Origin of the sequence: Acrocarpospora macrocephala, assembly GCF_009687865.1 — a bacterium.
Classification (GTDB): Bacteria; Actinomycetota; Actinomycetes; order Streptosporangiales; family Streptosporangiaceae; genus Acrocarpospora; species Acrocarpospora macrocephala.
In genome coordinates, this window is record NZ_BLAE01000052.1 from 8,644 (window position 1) to 30,324 (window position 21,681).

Consider the following 21,681-nt stretch of genomic DNA (forward strand, 5'->3'; position numbering starts at 1 on the left):
CCCCGCCGAGGGGGCCGCGATCGTCACCCGCGGCCTGACCAAACGTTTCCGCGGCGGCCAGCTCGCCGTGGACCAGCTGGACCTCACGGTCCCCCGCGGCGCCGTGTTCGGCTTCCTCGGCCCCAACGGCTCCGGTAAGACGACCACGATCAGGATGCTGCTCGGCCTGGTCGCGCCGACCGCCGGGACCAGCTCGATCCTGGGATCCGGGTCGCCGCGCGAGGCGCTGACCAAGGTCGGGGCGCTGGTGGAGGGCCCGGCGTTCTACCCGTACCTGTCCGGGGCCGCCAACCTGCGGCGCTTCGACGCCGCCGACCCCAGCGCAGATCCGCGCACGGTGGAACGGCGGGTCGCGGAGGCGCTCGACCGGGTGGGGCTGGCGGCCGCCGCCAAGAAGCGTTACCGGGCCTACTCCCTGGGCATGCGCCAGCGGCTGGCCATCGCCGCCACCCTGCTCGGGCCCCGCGAGCTCCTCGTTCTGGACGAACCCACCAACGGCCTGGACCCGCAGGGCACCCGCGAGGTCCGCAATCTGATCAAGGACGTGGCCGCCGGCGGCACCACCGTCTTCGTCTCCTCCCATCTGCTCGCCGAGGTCGAGCAGATGTGCACCCACATCGGCGTCATGCGCACCGGCCGCCTGGTGGCCGAAGGACCGCTCACCGAACTCCGCTCGGCCAACGTCCCGCGCATCCGCGTCGAAACCCCCGACGTCTCCGAGGCCGCCGCCGCCCTGACCGCCTTCGGTCTCACCGACGTCCGCCCCGGCCCCGGCGAGCTCTCCGCCGAACTCGCCGACATGCTTCCCGAACTCGTCACCGCCGCCCTCGTCCGCGAGGGCATCGCCGTCCGCGGCATCCAGGTGGTCCGCCCCACCCTGGAGGACCTTTTCGTCGATCTCACCGGGGAGGGATTCGATGTCGAAGCCTGACCAGCTCACCCAGCCCGCGCAGGTCGCCGAGGTTTCGCGATCGGAGACCACTGCCGGTGAGGGCGCCGAACTCACCCGGTCGGAGGAATCCCGTATGGACGTCGCCAGCGAGGGGTCCAGGATGGATGCCGCCGGACAGACTCCGTTGGGCGGGTCCAGGGCGGACGCCGCTGGTGGGGGGGCCAGGATAGGTCCCGCCAGCCATGAATCCAGGAGGGACGCGGCCGGGCTCGCCCCGCTGGAGGATTCCCGGGTGGAGGGCGTCCGTGAGCGAAGGATGGACTTCGTTGGCGAGGAATCGATGGGGAACCTTGTCGCGGAGGAACTGACGGGAAACCATGTCACAACTGCCGCGGGGCATGCGGTGGAGTCCTTCTCGATGTCGGGGACTCGGGCGGTGGTCCGGTTGCTGGGGTCGGAGATCGGGCTGACCTTCCGGAGGCCCAGGAATCTGGCCCTGCTGGCAGTACTCGCGGTCGTGCCGGTGCTGATCGGTGTGGCGATCCGGGTGGCCGGTGACGGGGTCGACTTTGTCGGGCAGGTCGCGGGGAACGGGCTGGTGCTGACCTTCGCCGCGTTCTTCGTGATGTTGCCGCTGGTGCTGCCGCTGGCGGTCGGGGTGGTCGCGGGGGATTCGATCGCGGGCGAGGCGAGCCTGGGGACGCTTCGGTATCTGCTGACCGCTCCGGCGGGACGTACGCGGCTGCTGGTGCTGAAGTACCTCAACGTTGTCGTGTTCGCGGTGGCGGCGTGCGGGGCGGTGGCGGTGTCCGCACTGGTCACGGGGCTGTTGTTGTTTCCGGTCGGGCCGGTGACGTTGCTGTCGGGGAGCACCGTCCCACTCGCCGAAGGGCTGCTGCGCATCGGCCTGGTCGCGCTGTACGCGGCTGCGGGAATGGCCGCGCTGGGGGCGCTCGCGCTGGCGATCTCGACGTTCACCGAGGCGCCCATCGGGGCGATCGCGGCCACGCTCGTGCTGGTCGTCGTGGCGCGGGTGCTGCAGGCGATCCCGCAGCTGGCGGTGATCGACCCATACCTGCTCACGTCCTGGTGGGACAAGTTCGACGGAGCACTACGCGCCCCGATCGCCGTCGATCAGATGGGACAAGGATTACTGGCCTTCGGGGCGTACATCCTGGTCTTCGGGACGATCGCCTGGGCACGGTTCACCAGCCGCGACATCACCGCCTGAGATCCACCGGCCGGATCGGCCGTGGCCGTGCGGAGCGCACAGCCACGGCCACGGGCACCTAACTGAATGACCAGGTCGCCGGGTCGCTCGCCGTTATCCGGCGCCGTTCACGCTGGCAGTGGTTCTCGCCGCACCGGCGCCAAGAGCGGCAGCGGCCTGCCGATAGCGAGATTTCAGGGGCAAACGTTACAGATGGACCGCAGCGCGAACTGCGATGTCGTCTGGAGTCCCACTGATGTCGCCACTAGATCATCTCTAGGTGTTCTCTTACAGGGAATCAGGCCGTGGGGCGGCGGCGGAGGGCGACGATCGCGACGCCCACGCCGATGACGCCGATCGCGACGCCGATGCCGGCGATGAGGCGGGCGGTGCCGTCGGAGGTGGCGGCCGAGGTGGTCTCGGTCTGGGCGTTGTTGTTCACCGCGACCACGGAGGGGGCGGCGGAGGCGGTGGGGGAGGCCATCGCGGCGGCGCCGTGGGTGTCGTCGCCGGTTGGGGCGATCAGCTTCAGGGTCGGGGCCGGGTGCTCGGCTTCGGTGCCGTCGGCCTTGGGCTCGTCGGCCCACTTGACGACCTCGCCGCTCGAGTACGTCTGGGTGGTCGGGAACACGAGCTGGTCGACGTTGTCGGGCATGGCGCCCATCGACACCTCGAACTCCTGGAACTGCCCGGCCTCGACCTTCCCGCCGGACCAGGTGATCTTCGTGACGGCCTCGGTGATCTCGCCGTACTTGGACTGCACGGGGGCGGGCAGCTTGCTCTCGGTGACCTTGACGTCCCAGCCCGGCACGGGTCGTACGGAGACGAACGGGAGCGGGTGGTCGACCGGCAGGGAGACCTCGATCTTGGTGGTCGAGGCGTCGTCGCGCTCGTTGGGCACCCGGAAGGCGACCTTGGCGAAGCCGCCCTTCTCGGCGGTTCCGGGGTTGATGGTGACGTGGGCGAGCGCGGGGAGGGCGAGGCCGAAGGTGAGAGCGGTGGCACCGGCGGTGACGGCGATGGCGCGACGGAGGATGGACATGTGTTCTCCACTGGGAAATATCGGAAGCATGAAACGCCGGGCGTACCACTGGAGCGCGCTCGACATGAACCGCGCTCACCGGAGATCGAAGGGATCTCATCTAGCGATACGCAGCCCACAGGGAAAATGCCGGGAATGCGGATCCAGGACGGAGTGACGTCCACGACAGGACCAGACCTGTGACATGGGTCAACTCCGCGACCAGGAATCAGACGGGTAGTGGAGGGCCCCGTCTGACCACGATGTAGCGAAGTGGCTCGTTTATTCTCGGCAGCCCCAGGTGGCGCCATCCATGCGCGACTCGGCGCAGCGCCACCAGTCCGGTCGCGTCAACGGGCGTGAACAGCCTGAGCAGCACCCGGACCGCGGCGATGCCAATCCGGCGGAGGACCGACCACAAGGCGGCCTCGCCTCGGCCCACCCACCACGCGGTGACCAGCGCCGCGGTGAGGTGCGCGATCAGCATCCCCAGCGAGATGCCCAGCCCGTGCGTCTGATGATCGGCCACCGGCGCGGCCGGAACGCTGGTCCACAGCTGCGACGTCAGGATCCCCTTGACCGTCGCGCCATGGTTGAACAGCTCGTGCAGCGCGCCCTGCGCCACCAGCAGCACGCTCGTGATCAGCACCGGCGACCGCTCGCGCCCGGCCAGCATGGCGGACCCCGCGAAGACACCCGCCGCCGCGACGGTCAGCGCCAGCGCCGTGGGCCTGTCCCCACCGGCCAGCCGGTGCGCCAGCGCCGCGAGCAACACACAAACCGCCGCGAACGCCGCAGACCTCACCAGCCTGAACGGAAGATCCGCCGTCCCACGGAAACCCGTCTCATGAGGGTCCGGCGTCCCCGAACGCCGCACTGGCACGGAGGCCGGGCGGTTGGGTCGGGGGAAGCGGGGGACCACGGTTGCACATCTTCTCATGCTCATGGGGTGGTCTTGAAGGTGTGGCGCCGTTGAAGATCTATCCCGCGCGGGCGCGTGCCTTTTTTAGAGGTTTGTCGCTAATGTGGCCGCGAACCGCACGAACGCCTCCTACCTCTGGGCGTTCTCACACGAGGTGGTGATCATGCGGCACATATTCGGGCTGCTCGTCGGCGTCGTCGTCGCCGCTGCCCTGCTGTTCGGCGGAGGCTGGGCCTCCCGGGAATCGCTCCGGGGCATGGTTCAGAACATCGACCCGCTCAGGGACACCCGGATGCTGATCGCCCTGGGCATCATGCTCGTGATCGGCCTGCTGGTGGGCCTCCTGCTGGCCGGCCGCATCTCGCCCGTCGCCACCTTCATCCCGTCCATGATCCTGCTGGCCTGGACGGTCGTCTACATCATCGACGTCAGCCGCGCCGCCGCCCTGGCCCCGATCGGCGCCTCCGTGCAGAAGGAGATCTCCGAAGCGGGCGAGGGCATGCTCACCCTGCTCGGCAACGGCGTGTACGGCATGCTGGGCATCGCCCTCTTCGTCCCCGTCCTCATGCCATCCCGCTGGGCGGGCCGCCCGCAGGAGGAAGAGGACGAATACGAGGAGACCCAGCCGGAGTACTACTGAGATACAGCCGCGTCACCACATCCTCGATCGACGTCTCCTCGGGCGCCAGCGCGCGCAGGCCCGCCACGCTCCCGTCGAAGGCCAGCCGCCCGTGGTCGATCAGCAGCACCCGCCGGCAGAGCTTCTCGATGTCGCCCAGGTCATGCGTGGTCAGCAGCACGGTGGTCCCGCGTTCCGCGTTCATCCGCAGCAGGAACTCCCGGACCCCGGCCTTGCTGACCACGTCGAGCCCGATCGTCGGCTCGTCCAGCACCAGCAGGTCCGGATCGTGCAGCAACGCGGCGGCCATGTCGCCGCGCATGCGCTGCCCCAGGCTGAGCTGCCGCACCGGCGTCTTCAGGAAATCCCCCAGGTCGAGGATGGCGCACAGCTCGTCCAGCCGCTCCCGGAAACGAACCCGATCTACTTTGTAAAGGAGCCGGATCAGTTCAAAGCTATCCCGGAGCGGCAGATCCCACCACAACGTGGTCCGCTGGCCGAAGACGACGCCGATCCGCCGCGCCAGCGCCTTCCGCTTCCGGGCCGGATCGAGCCCGGCCACCACCACCCGCCCCGCGGACGGCGCCAGAATCCCGGTCAGCATCTTGATCGTCGTGGATTTGCCCGCGCCGTTGGGCCCCAGGCACCCCACGAACTCCCCGGGCCCGACCGTGAACGACAGGTCCCGCACCGCGTGCACGACCGCCCGCCGGACCTTGAACGTCCGCCCCAGCTCTTCGGCTTTGATCATTCAGGATCCCGTCGATCGATAACGTCGCAGTCCGGCGCGCCAGGCCAGCGCGGCGGCCCCGCCCAGGACGAGGGCCGCGACCGGCGAGGCGAAGCGCAGCCAGCCGGGCAGTCCGAGCGGATCGTCCCGGTCCAGCACGTAAAGCGAGGGCTGCCAGTTGACGAAGGCCAGCGGCAGCACGAAGGTCACCCCGCGGACGAGCTGCTCGCCGTACACGCTGAGCGGGTACTGGGTGAGTTGCGAGCCGCCGTAGGTGAAGGCGTTGGCCACCTCGGGGGCGTCGGTGAGCAGGAACTGCAGCGCGCCGCCGAGCGCGAAGACGGCGGCGAAGATGGCCGTGCCGCACAGGATCATCAGGGGGATCATCCAGGCCCGGGAGCCGGGCACGGCCAGCTGGGCGAGGGCGATCGCGAGCACCGCCACCGCCTGGGCGACGCGCCCGAGCCGGTGCGGGCCGAACCGGTCGGCGGCCATCTGGACGAACGGGCTGACCGGCCGGATCAGCATGGTGTCGAAGGTGCCCGCCCTGATGTGCTGGCTGAGCCGTTCCACGTTGCCGAACAGCAGGTCGGCGAGGGCGAAGGAGACGCCCGCGGTGCCGTACAGGAACATGACCTCGGGGAGGGTGAAGCCGGCCAGGGTCCGGGTGTGGGCGAAGATGACCCAGATTGCGGCGACGTCCAGGCCGTTGATGACGAACGAGCCGAGGGTGAGCAGGACGAGCGAGGCCGGGTACTGCGCGGAGGCGCGCAGCCAGGTCCAGGCGAGCAGCACGTAGGCCCTAACCACCCTGGATCACCACCTTGCGGCGGGCCCGCCGGGTGAGCAGGGCGCCCGCGCCGAGCAGGACGGCGGCCCAGAACGCCTGGAACGCCAGGCCGCCGGCCGCGGACCGGGCGCCGAGGTAGATGTCCGCGGGGACCTGGACCATCGCGGCGAACGGGGAGGCGTTGGCCAGGGTGCCGAGCCAGCCGGGGAACAGGGTCAGTGGCAGGATCATGCCGCTGAAGAAGATGGTCAGCACCGACGACAGGGTCTGGGTGCCCTTGTCGTCGATGATCCAGCAGGCCGACAGCGCGACCAGGTAGCGCCAGGCGAAGCTGACGCTCACGCCGAGCGCGAAGGACAGCGCGAAGAAGCCCGGCTGGGCGGGGGCGACGATGCCGAACAGGAACGCTCCGACGAGCGTCGGGGGCACGCTGCGCAGCAGCGTCAGGTACGCGGCCCTGCCGAGATCGTCTGCCATCGCCCAGGCCAGCAGGGAAGCCGGTCTGACCAGGTCGAACGCGATGTCTCCTGTCCTGATCCGCTCGCTGAGCGCCAGGCCGCCGCCGAACATCTGCATCGGCCCGATGAAGGCCTGGCTGAGGAAGCAGAACGTGATCGCGTCGGCGACGGTGTAGCCGCCGAGCCCCGGTCGGGCGTCCCAGAGGGCGATCAGGACGTAGGCCCGCAAAATGCCGAAAACGGTGTTCGTGAACGCCCCGGCGATGGCTGCGGCCCGGTAGGCGCTGTGCCGGCGAAAGCCGTACCAGGCAATGCGGGCGTAAAGGGGGAAGGCGGCGCACCTCCGAAGCGTCGTCGGTCCTGATCGTACGCCTAGCGGTCGGCCAGGCGGTAAACGAAGCGTAACCCCGACCAGGTGGCGTCCACGGCGCAGACCTTGTTGTCGACGAGTTCGCGGGCGAGACCGTAGTCCCGGATGGGGTTTTCGGACAGGTCGGTGGGCACCCCGCTTGACTTCTTCGGCCAGCACACCCACAGCCCGCCGTTCTTGGCCAGCCGCGCCGCCGCCGGCGGGAATCCGGCGTGCAGCGCGGCCTGGTCCAGGCAGAACAGCAGGATCACGTCGTACGGCTCCGCCGCGCCGTCGTCGGCCGCATCCCCGAGGACCCCGTCGGCGGCCAGGGTATCCGGCGCGTCGAGCAGCAGTACCCGATGCGCGGGCTTGATCCCGAGCTTTTTCGGCAACGGTGTACCAGAGTATCCGGACATCCTTTATGCTCCTTTTGTAACGCCGCCGTAAGCGCACGGTTACCTACCCGGGAGTAGGAATCGCTGTTTGGGGGAAATGTCCTGATAGGGAGGTCTGCATGCACGACGAGATCAACGTAGACGTTCACCCTACGTACCCCATCAGCTGGCAGGCCGCCGCGTGCAACGGGCTGCTGCGCGGCACGATGAAGCCCATCTCCACGGTTCTCCTGCGGAACACGGCGAGCCTGATGCTGACCCAGCGGCTGATCGCCCTGGGCGGGCGGGTGCCGGGGCTCCTCCCGGGCATGATGCCCCCCAAGGCCACCATCGTCGCAGAGGAGCTCGGCAGCTGCTCCGGCGAGTGGGTCCGCGGTGACGAGAACCTGGACGAGGGTAAAGTCGTGCTCTACCTGCATGGGGGTGGCTATTTCGTCTGCTCCCCGGTAACCCATCGCCCGATCACCTGGCGGCTCTCGATGGTCACCGGCCGTCCGGTGCTGGCCCTGGACTACCGGCAGGGCCCGGTGAACACGCTGGCCGACTCGCTGGCGGACTCGGTGGCCGCCTACACGGGATTGCTCGATCGCGGTTTCAAACCGGAGAACATCGTCCTGGCCGGGGACTCCGCGGGCGGGCACCTGACCCTCGCCACCCTGCTCGCGATCCGTGACCGCGACCTGCCCGCCCCCTCGGCCGGGATCTGCCTGTCCCCGTGGACCGACCTCAGCGATGTGCAGCGCAGCGCCAACCGCTGGGCCGACCCGATGCTCTCCGCGGGCCGGATGGACTGGCTGGCCAGGCAGTGGACCGCCGGACTCGACTCCACCGACCCCCTCGTATCCCCCGTTTTCGGTGACTACACCGACATTCCTCCGCTGATGATCGTGACCGGTTCCACCGAGGTGCTCCGCGATGAGGCCCACCGGGTCGCGCTGCGCGCCCGCTCCGACGGGGTGGCCGTGCGGTACGAGGAATGGAACCGAATGCCACACGTCTTCGCCATACTGGCCGATATCGTGCCGGAAGCCCGGATGGTCTTCCGGCACATTCAGACCTTCGTCCATGCCGTCGAAGCCCGCGAGCCGGACGCGGCGGCGGCATAGCTCTGTGATTATTGGGGCCACTGCGACCTGCGGATTCTTACCTGCGGGTGCCAGTGGCCTTACCTGTTCATGCCGACTGTGACTAGTTAGCGGCATGGCGCGTTCCATCCGACCACAGTGGCCCTTGCGAGCACTTTGAGTCGGAGGGGTACTTCCGGATGGCACGAGACGGGACAGGGCTCCAGAGCGGCATGCCTCCGGGCGTCCGGCCGCTCACCGTGGGGGACCCGGTGATCATCGGGCGGTATCTGCTGCTCGGCCGTCTCGGCACCGGCGGGATGGGGGTGGTGTATCTCGCCGAGCGGCCCGAGGGCGGCCTGGTGGCCCTGAAGACGCCGCACGCGGTCCACCTCGCCGACCGCACGCTGCGGGCCAGGTTCGAGGAGGAGGTCGCCTTCTCCCGGCGGGTCGTCCCGTTCTGCACGGCCGCCGTGATCGAGGACGGGCTCGACCGGGACCGGCCCTTCCTGGTCACCGAGTACATTCCCGGCCCCGCCCTCTCCCAGGTGATCGCCGCCCGCGGCGCCCTGACCCCCGATCTCGCGTACGGCGTCGCGCTCGGCACCGCCGCCGCCCTGCTGGCCACGCACGAGGCCGGGCTGGTGCACCGCGACCTCAAACCCGGAAACGTCCTGCTCTCGCCGCGCGGGCCCTTCGTGATCGACTTCGGCATCGCCAGGGACCTGGACACGGCCGCCGCCCACACCCAGGCCGGGCAGGTCATGGGCAGCCCCGGCTGGGTCGCCCCGGAACGCCTCACGGGCGGCCACGCCCTGCCCTCCTCGGACATCTTCTCCTGGGGCTGCCTGGTCGCGTTCGCCTCGACCGGGCACCACCCGTTCGGGTCCGGCGAGCCCGAGGTGATCATGCGGCGGATCATGGTGGAGCAGCCGCGGGTCGCCGCCGTGCCGAAACTGCTGTGGGACACCGTGGCCGCCGCGCTGCGCAAGGAGCCCCTGGACCGCCCGGACGCCGCCGAACTGCTGTCGGCGCTGCTCGCCGCCGGGGGGATCGGGCTGCCGGGGGACAACCGGCAGGCGGTGGCGTCGGTCTTCGCGGAGATCTGGCAGCCGGTGCCGTACCCGCCGATCCCGCGCCAGCCGGACTCGATGGAGTTCCCGCCGGTCGAGGAGGGGCCGGCGCCCAAGCGCCGCCGCAAGGAGCGGCCCGGCGTGCACGTCTCGCACGCGGGGTTCGCGGCGCTGGCCACGGCCGCCATCGCGGCGATCACCGTGGCGACCGCCGCGCAGACCCCGGAGCGGGTGGAGAAGGTGGCCGAGCCGCCGATCGCGTTCCCGATGCTGGTGCCGGGGGTGGACCGGACGGTCGGGCCCGGCCAGGTGCTCGGCACGGCCCGGCCGCCGACGGCTCCGGGGGCGACGGCGGTCGGGCCGGTGACGGTCACCACCACGCACACCGTCGACCCGACCGGGGAGGCGCCGGAGGATCCGTGGACTTCGGCGCTGCCGTCCCCGCCGCCCGTGACGAGCCCGCCGCCGACGGCCACGGGAGCGCCGTCGACCCCGCCGGGTGGCACGCCGACCCCGACCGGGGGGATCAGCACCGAGCCGCAATGGGGCGACGAGGAGTCCCCCCAGCCCAGCCCGTCGCCGTCGCCCTCACCGAGCCCGTCGCCGTCGCCCAGCCCGTCCCCGTGAGCTATTCGATGGCCTTCAGGTCGACGATGATCTGTTTGCCCTTGAGTGCATAGGCGTACAGGTCGGAGTCGGGACTCCTGAAGGCGTGGTAGGAGAAGCTGCCGTCGGCGTTCGGCCTGAGGCCCAGGTCCGCCATCTCGCCGCTGACCAGGTCGGTCAGCGCCATGCCCACCGTGCCCGCGCCCGGATCGTCGATCATGAGGAATGTGAACCGGTCCATTGTGATCATGGTGTGTCCGCCCCCGCTGAGAGCCGGGAAGGTCCGCTGTGCTGAACCGTCCCTGAGACGGGTGGCCGTCAGAGTGGGGGGACCCGCCCCGTCGGATTCGCGCGGCAGATCCCCTACGCACCGGGTCAGACCGCAGACCCAGCCCTCGTTCTCGTTCCCCACCGCGGTACGGGTCTCCCCGGACTCGACGTTGAGCAGCTCGGTGTAGCTGCTTCTGCTGTATTCATCGGGTTTGCCCACCCACGGATAGTCGAACATATGGTAGCCCTCGGTGCCGGGCACCTGCGCCGCCGGCACGCTGCCGGTGAGCGGCAACCGCCAGACGCCGCCGGTCCCGCCGGTGGACCAGTAGACCGAGTCGCCGGCCACGCTCAACCCGTGCACCGCCCCGCCCTCGGCCTCCCCCACGTCGTTGATCGAGCCGAGCACGCTCGCCTCGCCGCCCGTGACGGGCGCGGTCCAGATCTCGGCGATCAACTGGTCTCCGGCCCGGCGCGAGGTGGTCCAGGCGATCACCCCGGACCCGGCGGTGAACTCGCTGGCGAACAGTTCGGCGTTCGCGGGGGTGATGACGCGGACGAGATCCTTCGTCTCGCCGGTGGCCAGGTCGTAGGACGCGAGCATGTCGACCTTCTCGAAGCTCGACTCGGTGCTGACCAGGACCTTGCCCGCGTCCAGGAAGAACAAAGGCTGAAATTTCCTGCCATTGGGGAGCTCTGCGGGAATCTCGTGAATCGCCTTCGGCCAGACCTGCTGGATTGAGGGCGGGAACTCCACGCCGGAGAGATCCGGGGAACTCGACGGGGTCGCGTCCATGACCGCGGGGCGCACCGGGGCGGGATCGAGGAAGACGACGGGCGCCGCCACGGCCGCGGCGACGGCGATCGCGGCGGCGGCCACGGTGAGGATCTGGGCGCGCCGGTCGCGCCGCCGGCCGGTCACCCGCCTGGTCAGGTCGACGGGGGCGTACGGCGCCTGCTCCGCGGCGGTCCGCAGCGTGCGCCGCAGCCGGTCTTCGAGGTCGTTCATCGCATGCTTCCCAGCGGCTGGAGGGTCCTGAGCTTGTCGAGCGCCCGGGAGGCCTGGCTCCGCACCGTGCCCCGGGAGATCTTCAGCGTGGCGGCGATCTCCTCATCGGAGAGATCCTCGTAGTAGCGCAGCACCAGCACCGCCCGCTGGCGGGGCGGCAGCGTGGCCAGCGCCGACCACAGCGCGCCGTCGTCGGGGGAGTCGAAGACGGGCCGGTCAGGTGGCTCCCAGGCGAGCCGTTCGTGGCGGCGGGCGCGCCAGATGCTGATGTGCAGCCGGGACATCGTGGTCCTGACGTACGCCTCGGGGTTGCCTTTGCGGCGGACTCGTGGCCAGGCGGCGCGGAGCCGTACCAGGGCTTCCTGGACGAGGTCGGCGGCGTCGTGCGGGTTGCCGCTCAGGACGTAGCCGAAGCGCGTCAGGGCGTCGCCACGGTCCGCCGCGAACCTCGCATAGTCCTCGTCGTCTTCTACTTCCACACTCGCTCAGACGGTTCTGGACGGCGAACTGTTGCATGGCCGCGGCCCCGCCATTGTGCCGTCAGGTCCTGGAGGGTGACCTGCGATGGCGGGGCCGCGCGATCGGGGGATCAGAACTGGGCTTCCTCCGTGGAGCCCTTCAGGGCGGTGGTCGCCGAGTCCGGCGCGATGGCCGTGCTGACCAGGTCGAAGTAGCCGGTGCCGACCTCACGCTGGTGCTTGGTGGCGGTGTAGCCGCGGGACTCGGCCGCGAACTCGCGCTCCTGGAGCTCGACGTAGGCGCTCATGCCGTCCTCGGCGTAGCCGCTGGCCAGGTCGAACATCGAGTAGTTGAGCGAGTGGAAGCCGGCCAGGGTGATGAACTGGAACTTGTATCCCATGTGGCCGAGCTCGCGCTGGAACTTGGCGATCGCCGAGTCGTCCAGGTGCTGCTTCCAGTTGAACGACGGGGAGCAGTTGTAGGCGAGCATCTGCTCCGGGTACTTGGCCTTGATGGCCTCGGCGAACCGGCGGGCCACGTCCAGGTCCGGCGTGGAGGTCTCCATCCAGAGCAGATCGGCGTACGGCGCGTACGCCAGGCCCCGGGCGATGCACGGCTCCAGCCCCTCACGCACCCGGTAGAAGCCCTCCGCGGTCCGCTCGCCCGTGGTGAACGGCTGGTCCCGGGGGTCGACGTCGCTGGTCAGCAGGGTCGCCGCCTGCGCGTCGGTGCGCGCGATGACCACCGTCGGCACGCCGCAGACGTCGGCCGCCAGCCGGGCCGCGTTCAGGGTCTTGATGTGCTGCCCGGTCGGGATGAGGACCTTGCCGCCGAGGTGGCCGCACTTCTTCTCCGAGGCCAGCTGGTCCTCCCAGTGCACGCCCGCGGCGCCGGCCGCGATCATGGCGCGCATCAGCTCGTAGGCGTTGAGCACGCCGCCGAACCCGGCCTCGGCGTCGGCCACGATCGGGGCCATCCACTGCGGCGGGTCGTCGGCGCCGTTGTGGAACGACTCGGCCCAGGTGATCTGGTCGGCCCGCAGCAGCGCGTTGTTGATCCGGCGGACCACGGACGGGACCGAGTTGGCCGGGTAGAGGCTCTGGTCCGGGTAGGTCTGCCCGCTCAGGTTGGCGTCGGCGGCGACCTGCCAGCCGGACAGGTAGATGGCCTTCAGGCCCGCCTGCACCTGCTGCACGGCCTGGTTGCCGGTGAGCGCGCCGAGCGAGCTCACGTAGTCCTCGGTGTGCAGGAGGTCCCACAGGCGCTTGGCGCCGAGGCGGGCGAGGGTGAACTGTTCCTGCACGGAGCCGCGCAGTTTCACCACGTCCTCAGGGGCGTACGTCCGCTTGGTGCCGGTCCAACGGGGATTGCTCTCCCAGTCGTGCCGCAGTTGGGCGGCGGCGGATCTGAGGCGTTCGACCATCATCCTGTTCACTCCCTTGTTGCGTGCTCGTCCGCGGGCCCGGGGGGCTCACCGACGGCGGTGTCGTCACCTGGGTGCTTGGTCTGAGTTTGTGTCGACGTCAAGAGATCCAGCAAGGTAGGGAAGCTCGAAAGAAGGCCAAATTTTCTTGTGACAAAATACTGCCGGGTATTCGCGGGAGAAGAATCGCTGAGTTTTCTCTTTGGACTAGACCAATCTGTGTGAGGTGAGTCACACGAACCTAGGTCGTTTTGTCTGGATATATGGTGTTTTACCCGGATTTCTTGGGTTGATGGGGGGTGGGGGTGTGGGGTGGCTCACACAGGGGTGGAAGAAGACGTGAAATTCTGCCTAGGATCGCTGCATGCCCTCCTTGCTCGGTGAAGAACCGCTGTCTTTGACGCAGGAGCTCGATCTTCTGGCCTTCGGCCAGCGGCTGAAGCATCTGCGGCGGCAGCGTGGGCTCACCCTGTCCGAGCTCGGCGAGCGGGTCGGGCGGGCGCCGAGCCAGCTGTCGCTGCTGGAGAACGGCAAGCGGGAACCGAAGCTGTCGCTGCTGAAATCGCTGGCCGGGGCGCTGAACGTGCCGGTCGAGGAGCTGCTGCGGCGGCAGGCGCCGAACCGGCGGGCGCAGCTGGAGATCGCCCTGGAGGAGGCCCAGCGCGATCCGCTCTACGCCGAACTCGGTCTTTCCCGGCTGAAGGTGTCCGCCCGCGTCCCCAACGACGTGCTCGAACACATTCTCGCCCTGTTCGAGGAGCTCAAGGCACGGCAGGCGAAGGGCACCGCCACCCCGGAGGAGGCCCGCGCCGCCAACGCCGAGCTCCGGCGCAAGCAGAGCGAGCTGGGCAACTACTTCGAGGACATCGAGCGGGCCGCCGCCGAGGCGCTGGCCGCCGTCGGGTACCGGTCCGGCGCCCTGTCGCAGAGCACGGTCCAGGCGCTGGTCGCGCATTTCGGGTTCACCGTGCACACCGCCCCGGATCTCCCGCGATCCGCGCGTTCCGTGACCGATCTCCGCAACCGGCGGATCTATCTCAAGCGCGAGCAGCTCGGGATGCACACGCCGCGGACCATCCTGCTCCAGACCATCGGGCATTTCGCCCTCGCCCACCACAAGCCGCGGGACTTCGCGGATTTCCTGCGGCAGCGGGTGGAGGCCAACTACTTCGCCGCGGCGGTGCTGGTGCCGGAGGCCGCGGCGGCGCCGTACCTGCTGGAGGCCAAGCGGGATCGGGCGCTGTCGGTGGAGGATCTGCGGGACGTGTTCGCGGTGTCGTACGAGATGGCGGCGCACCGCTTCACGAACCTGGCGACCCACCATCTGGACCTGGTGTGCCACTTCGTCCGGAACGACGCGGGCGGGATCATCTACAAGGCGTACGAGAACGACGGGATCGTCTTCCCCGCCGACGAGCAGGGGGCCATCGAGGGGCAGCGGCTGTGCCAGCAGTGGTCGGGGCGGCAGGTCTTCCAGGCCAGGGATCGATTCTCGCCGTACCACCAGTATTCGGACTCGCCGACGGGCACCCATTTCTGCGTGGCGCACGTGGATCCGTCCCAGGAGAAGGATTTCGCGATCACCCTGGGGGTGCCCTTCCGGGAGTCGCGCTGGTTCCGGGGGCGGGAGACGACGGTGCGGAAGAAGTCGAACTGCCCCGCGGGCGAGTGCTGCCGCCGCCCGCCGGCCGAGCTCTCCCAGCGCTGGGACGGGTACGCCTGGCCGTCGGCGCGCGCGCACTCCCATGTGCTGGCGGCGCTCCCGCCCGGTTCGTTCCCCGGCGTGGACGAGGCCGACGTCTACGCTTTCCTCGAACGCCACGCCGTCACGGGTTGATGTCGCGGCATTTCACCCGCATGTACGGCCAGTGTTTCCGGTACAAACCGGATATGGGATCTGAGATCGGTGTCATGAAGCTGGGAGCTCGGACGTTCGACTTCGCTCGGCAGGTCGCGGTGATGGCCATCATCAACCGCACGCCTGACTCCTTCCACGACCGGGGCCGCACCTTCGCCCTGGACCGAGCGGTCGAGGCCGCGCTCACCGCGGTCTCCGACGGCGCCGACTGGCTTGACATCGGCGGCGTGCCGTTCGGCCCCGACGGCCCCCAGGTCGAGGCCGCCGAGGAGATCGACCGCGTGGTCCCGCTGATCGAGGCCGTCCGCGCCGCCACCGACGCCGTCATCTCCGTCGACACCCACCGCGGCGTCGTGGCCGAGGCCGCCCTCAAGGCCGGCGCCGACGTCGTCAACGACACCAGCGGCGTCAGCGATCCCGCCCTCGCCACGGCGGTGGCCACCGCCAACGCCGGCCTGGTGGTCACCCACAGCCTCTCCGGGCCCCGCGTCCGCCACCCCCGCCCCACCTACGACGACGTGACCGCGGAGGTCGTCGCCTTCCTCCGCGACCGCGTCGCCTTCGCCCGCCACTCCGGCGTCGCCGCCGACAAGATCATCATCGATCCCGGGCACGACCTCAACAAGAACACCCTGCACACCCTGGCCCTGACCCGCCGCCTCCCCGAGATCGCCTCCCTCGGCCACCCGCTCCTGGTCGCCCTCTCCAACAAGGACTTCATCGGCGAAACCCTCAGCAGAGCCCAGCACGACCGCCTCCCCGGCTCCCTCGCCGCCGCCGTCTTCTGCATCCTCAACGGCGCCCGCATCATCCGCGTCCACGACGTCCGCGCCTCCGTGGACGCCGTCCGCATGACGGAGACCCTCCTCGGCTGGCACAGCCCCGACAACCTCCGTCACAACATGTGAGATCGGATCCGGTGCTGTTCGAGGTGGGCCAGGATCGTGTGGTTCGCGGTCCAGCCGTCGGGGAACTTGATCGGGACGTTGAGCTGGATGCGCGGGCTGGAGGGGTGGTGGTCGAGGAGGGCGGGGATGCCGGCGCGGGCCACGACGACGCAGGCGTGGCGGTGGCGGGAGGTGAGGACGCAGAGGCGGCCGGATTCGAGGTGGAAGGCGGTGGCGTCGCGGCGGCCGGAGAGGGGGTGCCAGACGAGGGTGATGTCGTATTCGCGGCCTTGGAGGCGGTTTGCGGTGTCGATGGTGACGCCCTCGGGGGCGCCCGCGGCGCGGACGGCGGCCACCTGGTCGTTGTGGGCGCAGCCGATGGCGATGCGGTCGGGGGTGACGGGGTGGGAGCCGTGCTCGTCGTGGGCGACGGTGCCGCGTTCCAGGATCCTGCGGGCCAGGGTGGCGCACGCGTGGGCCACCTCGGGGTCGGTGCGCACGGTGTGGCGGTCGGGGAGTTCGTGCAGGGCCCAGCCGGACGCGGCCGCTTCCTCGATGGTGGGGTCGCGCGGGCCGGGGACGGTGAGTTCGAGGCGGCGGTCGCCGGGGGCGGTGCCGGGGGAGAAGCCCGCGGCGGGGTAGAAGGCGCGGGAGACGATCGGGGCCGCGCTGGCGGGCAGCCGCCAGGAGACGGGGAGCTGGTGGACCTTGAGGTTGTTGATGCGCTGGGTCACCGCGACGGCGCTCTGCAGCGGATCCCAGGCCATGCCGGTCCAGCGGTCGCTCTCGATCACCGAGAACGGGTCGAGCTGGCCGGGGTCGCCGACGAACAGGGTGTGGCCGGCGGCGAAGAGCGGGGCGACGGCGAGGAGCTTGTCCGAGCGCATCTGGTAGGCCTCGTCCACGATCGCCCACTCCCAGGCGCGCCCGGATATGTACGCCCATTTGTCGGCGGTGGCGACGACGACCTGACAGTTCTCGACATTTTCGATCTTGTTGTGGAGGGTGACTCCGGGGTGGCGGGTGACGCGGTCGGGAGGCTCGAAACCCTCGGCGTGCAGGCGGCCGATGGAGGTGCCGGGGGCGTTGCTCGCGAGCTTGTCGACCAGGTCGTCGACCTGCTCGTTGGTCTGGGCGACGATCATCAGCCGCTGGTCGGCTTTGACGAGTTCGATGGTGGCCGACACGACCAGGGTGGTCTTGCCCGCTCCGGGCGGGGAGTCGACGACCAGCCCGCGATGGGCGCCGCTGGTGTAGTCGGTGAGGATTTCGGCGGTGGTGGCCCTGGCTCGATCCTGTGGGGTCATGACCACGCCTCCTGCGCGTCCTCGTCGGTCGGTACGTAGGCGGGGGGCGGGCCGCCGTGGGTCCACGGGGTTTCGGCCACATCGGGGAGGGCCGGCCGGCGGGCGCCCGCGGGATCGAGTTCGGTGTAGCAGACGATCTCGCCGGGCGCGGGCAGGGTCGCGTCCTTGGTCATGCCGCTGTTGATCTGGAGGGTCACGATGTCGGCGTCCACGGACATGAGGACGGTGCCCTGTTTCGGGCGTGCGGCGGAGAGGAGTTTCCGGCCGGGCGGGAGGCGTACCGGATCGCTGGTCTGGATGTTCACCAGCGGGCGGGCCACCATGCGCTTCTTGCCGGGTGGGATGATCTTCCGGTCGGCGTCGACGGCGATCACCTTCCCGGCGAAGGCGGCGCCCTCGGCCCGGTGGTCGGCCATCACCAGCGGGTCGTCGAACGCCTTGCTCGCCTCGTAGCTCTGCCGCGCGCCCTCCAGCGCGGACAGCCGCCGCGCCGCCGCGACCGCGCTGTCCCACCGACCCGGCGGCGGCCCGCCTTCGGCGATCGACGCGCTCTGCCTGGCCAGCGCCGCACGATCCCGTTCCCACCGCCCTGCCGCACTCTCCGCGGCGGGTACGCCACGCAGGAGATCGACCGCACGCCACATCAGGTTCCAGGTGGGCTCGAGCTGCCCCCGCAGCGCCTCGTGCAGCCGGGCCTGTGCCGCGGATCTGTCGATGAGCGGTTGCAGGACATGCCGGTCGAAGTCCGGATCGGTGTCCGGCCCTGCCGGGGGTGAGCGCAGCGGATCCTCCGCGAGGAGCGCGGCCTGCGGGCCTGTCATGCCCTCGGGCGGATCGATCCAGGCCAGCTGCGCGGCCAGGTTTCCGTTTTCGGCGGCGCTCAGGCCGGTGACCCAGTGTTCGGCGAGGACGTCGGTCATGGCGAGCAGCATGGCCGAACCGGCGAACTCGGCGCGTTCGTGGAGAAAGGTCAGCCACCGGCCCAGCAAGGGCACCGGCGGCGGGACCGCGTGCGGGCCCTCGGTCGCGCGGAAGCGTGTGGATCGCCCGATCAGCCGGGTGAAGGCGATTCCGCCGGGGTTGGGGACCAGGATCTGCGGGGCGTCCAGGCAGCGCTCGTACGCGCTCTTGGTATCCGAAATTTCCACCTGCGCGGCATATTTCTGGATATATGGCACTACGAGTTCGGCGAGTTCGGCCATGAAGGCGAAACGCTGGTCGCGGTTGCGGGGGTTCGCGATGACCAGGAGCCTGGGGGCGGCGCGGTCGGTGCCGAGCATCGCGGCCAGCGGCGCGGCGGCCTCGCCGGCCATCCGCAGCGGGATGAACACCAGCGGCTCCGCCGACAGGTGGGCGTGGCGCACGGTCGCGGCCGGCTGGGCCCGCCCGTCCCGGACGGCTCGCACGGTCAGGAACGATCGCAGCAGGCTCACGCGACCGCCTCGTCGAGGATCCTCCGCACGAAACCCAGCCGTTCGGCGATGGCCGCGTGATCGGCTGGGACGTGCCCGCCCGCCATGAGCTCGATCGCCAGGTCCAGCGACTGGATGCCGCCGAGATCATCGCGTACGGACCGTCCCAGGGCTTCCAGCGAGCCGCACGCGCGGGCTTCGTCCCGGCAGAAGTAGGCCATCTCACACGCGGCCAGGCACTCAGGGGCGTACCTCGCCGGAATGGCGGACAGGGCCGCGCCGAGTTCGGCCGCCGGGCGGGTCGGCGTCTCGCCGTCCAGCCGCAGGTCGAGGCTGAGATCGGGCGGCAGCCGGTCGAGGATCGTGTCGATCCTGGCCAGGCGCGCCAGCTGCCGCTTCAGCGCTTCGAGCTGGAGGCGTACGTCGACCAGGCAGGCGGTCGGGAAGTTCATGAAATCCTTGGGGCAGATCAGGACGACATCGTGGGACACACCTTCGGGATCCAGACCGAGCCGGCCGAACAGATCCCGCATCGCGTGCACGTAGACGGCCGCTTCGCGGGCGGCGGCGGACACCTTGCCCGCGTCCGCCTGCCCGTCGATGATCGGGAACGACTTGATCGCCACCACGTGGAATCGCCGGTCGGCCTGGAAGGCGATGACGTCCGGTTCCAGGTAGACCTCGTGGCCCGCCACGCCGAGCTTGAGCAGCGGGCGGTCGACGAGGGCGGTCGCCTCCCGCGCCGCCGCGCCGAGCACGTCCATGGTGCGCCGGTGCCGCGCTTCTTGACCGCTGGCGGCTCCGACGTCGTGATATTTCGCCTCTTCCGCAGGAAGGCCCAGCTCGCGCAGCAGTCGCAGCACGTGCGCGCCGTCATCGGCCTTGACGATCGCCTTGAACTCCCGGGTCCGCGTGATCGCGAACGGCGACTGGCCGAACCGCGCGGGGAACCCGAGATGCGCCACGATCCCGCTCTTGTCGATCCCGGCGCCGTCCAGGACGGCCCGCCGATCGCACGCGGGGTTGGCGGCCAGCGCGGCGATGGCGCGCGCGTTGTGCGAGACAGGCAGGCTGCTCCCGCGTATCGCGTCCAGACGGCTCACGCGCTCGCCGCCGCCCGCAGGCCGATGTTGCCCAGGGTGAGTGTGTTCCTCATGGGTCAGGAGTTTGCCACCATGAAGCTCGCGCAGTGTTCACCGATCATCATGCTGGGGGCGTTCGTGTTGCCGCCGACGATGCTCGGCATGATCGACGCGTCGGCGACGCGGAGCCCTTCGACGCCCCGGACCCGGAGGGCGGGGTCGACGACGGCGCGTTCGTCGGAGCCCATCCGGCAGGTGCCCACCGGGTGGTAGACGGTGGTCGCGCGGTTGGGCACCTCGTCCTTGAGGGCGGCGCGGTCCGGGAAGTCCCGGCCGGGGGAGATCTCCCCGCCGACCCCGTCGGCGATGATCTTGTTGGCCATGACCTCGCGGATCAGGTCGATCCCGTCCAGGAGCAGCCTGCTGTCGTCGGGGTCGTGGAGGTAGGCCGGGTCGATGATCGGCGCGGCGGCCGGATCGGCGGAGGCCAGCCGGAGCGTGCCCCGGCTCTTGGGGTAGATCAGCGTGGCCAGCAGCGTGAGGGACGGGCGCGGGTCCACCTTGTGCCGGATGGGCGCGTCCTGGTTCGGGCCGGGATACCCCCACGGAAGCGCGTGAATCTGAAGATCCGGCACATCCCCGGCCTGCGAGCTGCGGACGAATCCGACGCCTTCGAAGACGCTGCGGCTCACCCACGTCCCGCCGCGCAGCGTCTCTTTGATCATTCCCGCCGCGAAGTACGGCGCCGTGCCCCGGTTGCGCGCCGACTTCATGAGGAAACTCATCGGCACGAACATGTGATCGTGCAGGTTGTCCCCGACGGGAAGATCGGCGACCACCTCGATCCCGTGCTCCCGCAGATGCGCGGCAGGTCCGACCCCGGAGAGCATCAGCAGCTGCGCCGAACCGAAGGCGCCCGCCGTGAGGATCACCTCCCGGGTGGCCCGGATCATCCCCGTCCCGGACTTCCCGGCGACCTCCACCCCCGTCGCCCGGCCGTTCGCGATCACGACCCGCGTCACCAGGCAGCCCGTCGTGACGGTGAGGTTGGGCAGGCCGTGATCGTCCAGATATCCGACCGACGAGCTGTACCGCAGGCCGCCGTGCGCGCTCTGCTGGAACAGCGCCGCGCCCTCCTGCGACTCCCCGTTGTAGTCGTCGTTCCGCTGCACGCCCGCCGTGTCGGCCAGCGCCTCGATGAACGCCCGCGTGGCCGGCGTGATGTCCTTCGCCCGGGTCACCCGGATCGGCCCGCCGCCCCCGCGTAACTCGCTCGCGCCGTCCTCCCAGCTCTCCATCCGCTTGAAACTGGGCAGCACGTCGGCGTAACTCCACCCCGCGCAGCCGTCCGCCGCCCAGTCGTCGTAGTTCTGCCTGTTCCCCCGTACGAACACCATGCCGTTGATCGACCCGGACCCGCCGAGCACCCGCCCCCGCGTCTGCGGTATCTCCCGCCCGAGCGCGTCCATCTGCGGGGCGCTGTAATACCCCCAGTCGAGCCGCTTCTTCAACTGCGGCACGCTGTGAAAGACCGCGATCAGCCCCGGCTTCCGCACCCACATCGTGCGATCCGACCCGCCCGCCTCCAGCAGGATCACACTCGCCCCTGCTTCGGCCAGCCGCCTGGCCAGCACACACCCGGCACTCCCGGCCCCCACCACGACGTAGTCAGCGCTCAGATCCATGCATTCCCTCGCAGCGGAAGCCCTCGACCGCAAATCCACGGCCAGCGTGAATGTACTCCACCATGCAAACGCTTGGTCAATACCACCGCACCTCTATTTGCCGATCAGTGATCAGTCGGCAGCTTCAGGAGGCAAAATCAGCAGTTGGGAGGAGTCG

General features: G+C 70.0%; 20 protein-coding genes. 7 read left to right on the forward strand and 13 right to left on the reverse strand.

The features are described from left to right. Both Amac_RS37335 and Amac_RS37340 read left to right on the forward strand, forming a co-directional pair. Positions 1 to 931, forward strand: a 931-nt coding sequence (locus Amac_RS37335) for an ABC transporter ATP-binding protein (protein WP_218041523.1), incomplete at its 5' end; no start/stop codon positions are given. Further along, complete coding sequence (locus tag Amac_RS37340) at positions 918 to 2,123, forward strand: ABC transporter permease (RefSeq protein WP_246268966.1); 1,206 nt, start codon at positions 918 to 920, stop codon at positions 2,121 to 2,123. The genes Amac_RS37335 and Amac_RS37340, both read left to right, overlap by 14 nt. 277 nt (positions 2,124 to 2,400) lie before the next feature. Here Amac_RS37340 and Amac_RS57520 read toward each other — a convergent pair whose 3' ends face one another. After that, positions 2,401 to 3,144 carry a YcnI family copper-binding membrane protein gene (locus tag Amac_RS57520; RefSeq protein ID WP_155359138.1) on the reverse strand — a complete coding sequence of 248 codons (744 nt, stop codon included), beginning with the start codon at positions 3,142 to 3,144 and terminating at the stop codon, positions 2,401 to 2,403. Positions 3,145 to 3,352: 208 nt separating this feature from the next. Next, positions 3,353 to 3,928, reverse strand: a complete 576-nt coding sequence (locus Amac_RS37350) for an MFS transporter (protein ID WP_155359139.1) — start codon at positions 3,926 to 3,928, stop codon at positions 3,353 to 3,355. 220 nt (positions 3,929 to 4,148) lie between these two features. Here Amac_RS37350 and Amac_RS37355 point away from each other — a divergent pair, with 220 nt between their 5' ends. Then, positions 4,149 to 4,685, forward strand: a complete 537-nt coding sequence (locus Amac_RS37355) for a hypothetical protein (RefSeq protein ID WP_246268967.1) — start codon at positions 4,149 to 4,151, stop codon at positions 4,683 to 4,685. Here the strand turns inward: Amac_RS37355 and Amac_RS37360 are convergent. The 4 genes from Amac_RS37360 to Amac_RS37375 form a co-directional block, all read right to left on the reverse strand. Further along, on the reverse strand, positions 4,609 to 5,415 hold the full coding sequence (locus Amac_RS37360) for an ABC transporter ATP-binding protein (protein ID WP_155359140.1): 807 nt from the start codon (positions 5,413 to 5,415) through the stop codon (positions 4,609 to 4,611). The two genes, Amac_RS37355 and Amac_RS37360, sit on opposite strands and share 77 nt — an antisense overlap. Continuing rightward, positions 5,416 to 6,204, reverse strand: coding sequence for an ABC transporter permease (locus tag Amac_RS37365; RefSeq protein ID WP_155359141.1), 789 nt, complete (start codon positions 6,202 to 6,204; stop codon positions 5,416 to 5,418). After that, positions 6,197 to 6,871, reverse strand: a complete 675-nt coding sequence (locus Amac_RS37370; RefSeq protein WP_307729804.1) for an ABC transporter permease — start codon at positions 6,869 to 6,871, stop codon at positions 6,197 to 6,199. The genes Amac_RS37365 and Amac_RS37370 overlap by 8 nt, the downstream gene beginning before the upstream one ends. A 143-nt stretch (positions 6,872 to 7,014) precedes the next feature. Further along, the gene (locus Amac_RS37375; RefSeq protein WP_307729805.1) at positions 7,015 to 7,386 is read right to left on the reverse strand and encodes a hypothetical protein; all 372 of its coding nucleotides are present in this window, start codon (positions 7,384 to 7,386) and stop codon (positions 7,015 to 7,017) included. Positions 7,387 to 7,508: 122 nt separating this feature from the next. Here Amac_RS37375 and Amac_RS37380 point away from each other — a divergent pair, with 122 nt between their 5' ends. Both Amac_RS37380 and Amac_RS37385 read left to right on the forward strand, forming a co-directional pair. After that, entirely contained in the window at positions 7,509 to 8,495 is a 987-nt protein-coding gene (locus Amac_RS37380) for an alpha/beta hydrolase (RefSeq protein ID WP_155359143.1), read from the forward strand. Positions 8,496 to 8,653: 158 nt separating this feature from the next. Continuing rightward, on the forward strand, positions 8,654 to 10,153 hold the full coding sequence (locus Amac_RS37385; protein ID WP_155359144.1) for a serine/threonine-protein kinase: 1,500 nt from the start codon (positions 8,654 to 8,656) through the stop codon (positions 10,151 to 10,153). A 1-nt stretch (position 10,154) separates the two neighbouring features. On the opposite strand, the gene Amac_RS37390 is transcribed toward Amac_RS37385, so the two are convergent. From Amac_RS37390 to aceA, 3 genes are all read right to left on the reverse strand, one after another. Beyond that, complete coding sequence (locus tag Amac_RS37390) at positions 10,155 to 11,411, reverse strand: hypothetical protein (protein WP_155359145.1); 1,257 nt, start codon at positions 11,409 to 11,411, stop codon at positions 10,155 to 10,157. Beyond that, positions 11,408 to 11,890, reverse strand: coding sequence for a SigE family RNA polymerase sigma factor (locus tag Amac_RS37395; protein WP_155359146.1), 483 nt, complete (start codon positions 11,888 to 11,890; stop codon positions 11,408 to 11,410). Before Amac_RS37395 ends, Amac_RS37390 begins: the two co-directional genes overlap by 4 nt. A 110-nt stretch (positions 11,891 to 12,000) precedes the next feature. Continuing rightward, a complete protein-coding gene (gene aceA, locus Amac_RS37400; protein WP_155359190.1) occupies positions 12,001 to 13,293 on the reverse strand; it encodes an isocitrate lyase in 1,293 nt (430 codons plus the stop codon). A gap of 364 nt (positions 13,294 to 13,657) precedes the next feature. Between aceA and Amac_RS37405 the strand changes: the two genes are divergently transcribed. Beyond that, entirely contained in the window at positions 13,658 to 15,130 is a 1,473-nt protein-coding gene (locus tag Amac_RS37405) for an XRE family transcriptional regulator (protein ID WP_246268968.1), read from the forward strand. Positions 15,131 to 15,204: 74 nt separating this feature from the next. Further along, positions 15,205 to 16,059: a dihydropteroate synthase gene (gene folP, locus Amac_RS37410; protein ID WP_246268969.1), complete on the forward strand. Its 855-nt coding sequence runs from the start codon at positions 15,205 to 15,207 to the stop codon at positions 16,057 to 16,059. Here the strand turns inward: folP and Amac_RS37415 are convergent. The 4 genes from Amac_RS37415 to Amac_RS37430 are packed head-to-tail and all read right to left on the reverse strand — an operon-like array spanning position 16,047 to position 21,524. After that, complete coding sequence (locus Amac_RS37415) at positions 16,047 to 17,345, reverse strand: AAA family ATPase (RefSeq protein ID WP_155359148.1); 1,299 nt, start codon at positions 17,343 to 17,345, stop codon at positions 16,047 to 16,049. The genes folP and Amac_RS37415 overlap by 13 nt on opposite strands. Next, positions 17,342 to 18,778: a hypothetical protein gene (locus tag Amac_RS37420; RefSeq protein ID WP_155359149.1), complete on the reverse strand. Its 1,437-nt coding sequence runs from the start codon at positions 18,776 to 18,778 to the stop codon at positions 17,342 to 17,344. The genes Amac_RS37415 and Amac_RS37420 overlap by 4 nt, the downstream gene beginning before the upstream one ends. Further along, positions 18,775 to 19,860: a hypothetical protein gene (locus Amac_RS37425; protein ID WP_155359150.1), complete on the reverse strand. Its 1,086-nt coding sequence runs from the start codon at positions 19,858 to 19,860 to the stop codon at positions 18,775 to 18,777. The genes Amac_RS37420 and Amac_RS37425 overlap by 4 nt, the downstream gene beginning before the upstream one ends. 56 nt (positions 19,861 to 19,916) lie before the next feature. Further along, positions 19,917 to 21,524 (reverse strand): GMC family oxidoreductase, encoded by a 1,608-nt coding sequence (locus tag Amac_RS37430; RefSeq protein WP_155359151.1) that lies wholly within the window; start codon positions 21,522 to 21,524, stop codon positions 19,917 to 19,919. Positions 21,525 to 21,681: the final 157 nt, after the last annotated feature.

Coding starts and splice junctions, on each gene's coding strand:
- Amac_RS37340 (WP_246268966.1), top strand. CDS start 918: ATGTCGAAGCCTGACCAGCTCACCCAGCCCGCGCAGGTCGCCGAGGTT.
- Amac_RS57520 (WP_155359138.1), bottom strand. CDS start 3,144: ATGTCCATCCTCCGTCGCGCCATCGCCGTCACCGCCGGTGCCACCGCT.
- Amac_RS37360 (WP_155359140.1), bottom strand. CDS start 5,415: ATGATCAAAGCCGAAGAGCTGGGGCGGACGTTCAAGGTCCGGCGGGCG.
- Amac_RS37380 (WP_155359143.1), top strand. CDS start 7,509: ATGCACGACGAGATCAACGTAGACGTTCACCCTACGTACCCCATCAGC.
- Amac_RS37385 (WP_155359144.1), top strand. CDS start 8,654: ATGGCACGAGACGGGACAGGGCTCCAGAGCGGCATGCCTCCGGGCGTC.
- Amac_RS37390 (WP_155359145.1), bottom strand. CDS start 11,411: ATGAACGACCTCGAAGACCGGCTGCGGCGCACGCTGCGGACCGCCGCG.
- aceA (WP_155359190.1), bottom strand. CDS start 13,293: ATGGTCGAACGCCTCAGATCCGCCGCCGCCCAACTGCGGCACGACTGG.
- Amac_RS37405 (WP_246268968.1), top strand. CDS start 13,658: ATGCCCTCCTTGCTCGGTGAAGAACCGCTGTCTTTGACGCAGGAGCTC.
- folP (WP_246268969.1), top strand. CDS start 15,205: ATGAAGCTGGGAGCTCGGACGTTCGACTTCGCTCGGCAGGTCGCGGTG.
- Amac_RS37415 (WP_155359148.1), bottom strand. CDS start 17,345: ATGACCCCACAGGATCGAGCCAGGGCCACCACCGCCGAAATCCTCACC.
- Amac_RS37430 (WP_155359151.1), bottom strand. CDS start 21,524: ATGGATCTGAGCGCTGACTACGTCGTGGTGGGGGCCGGGAGTGCCGGG.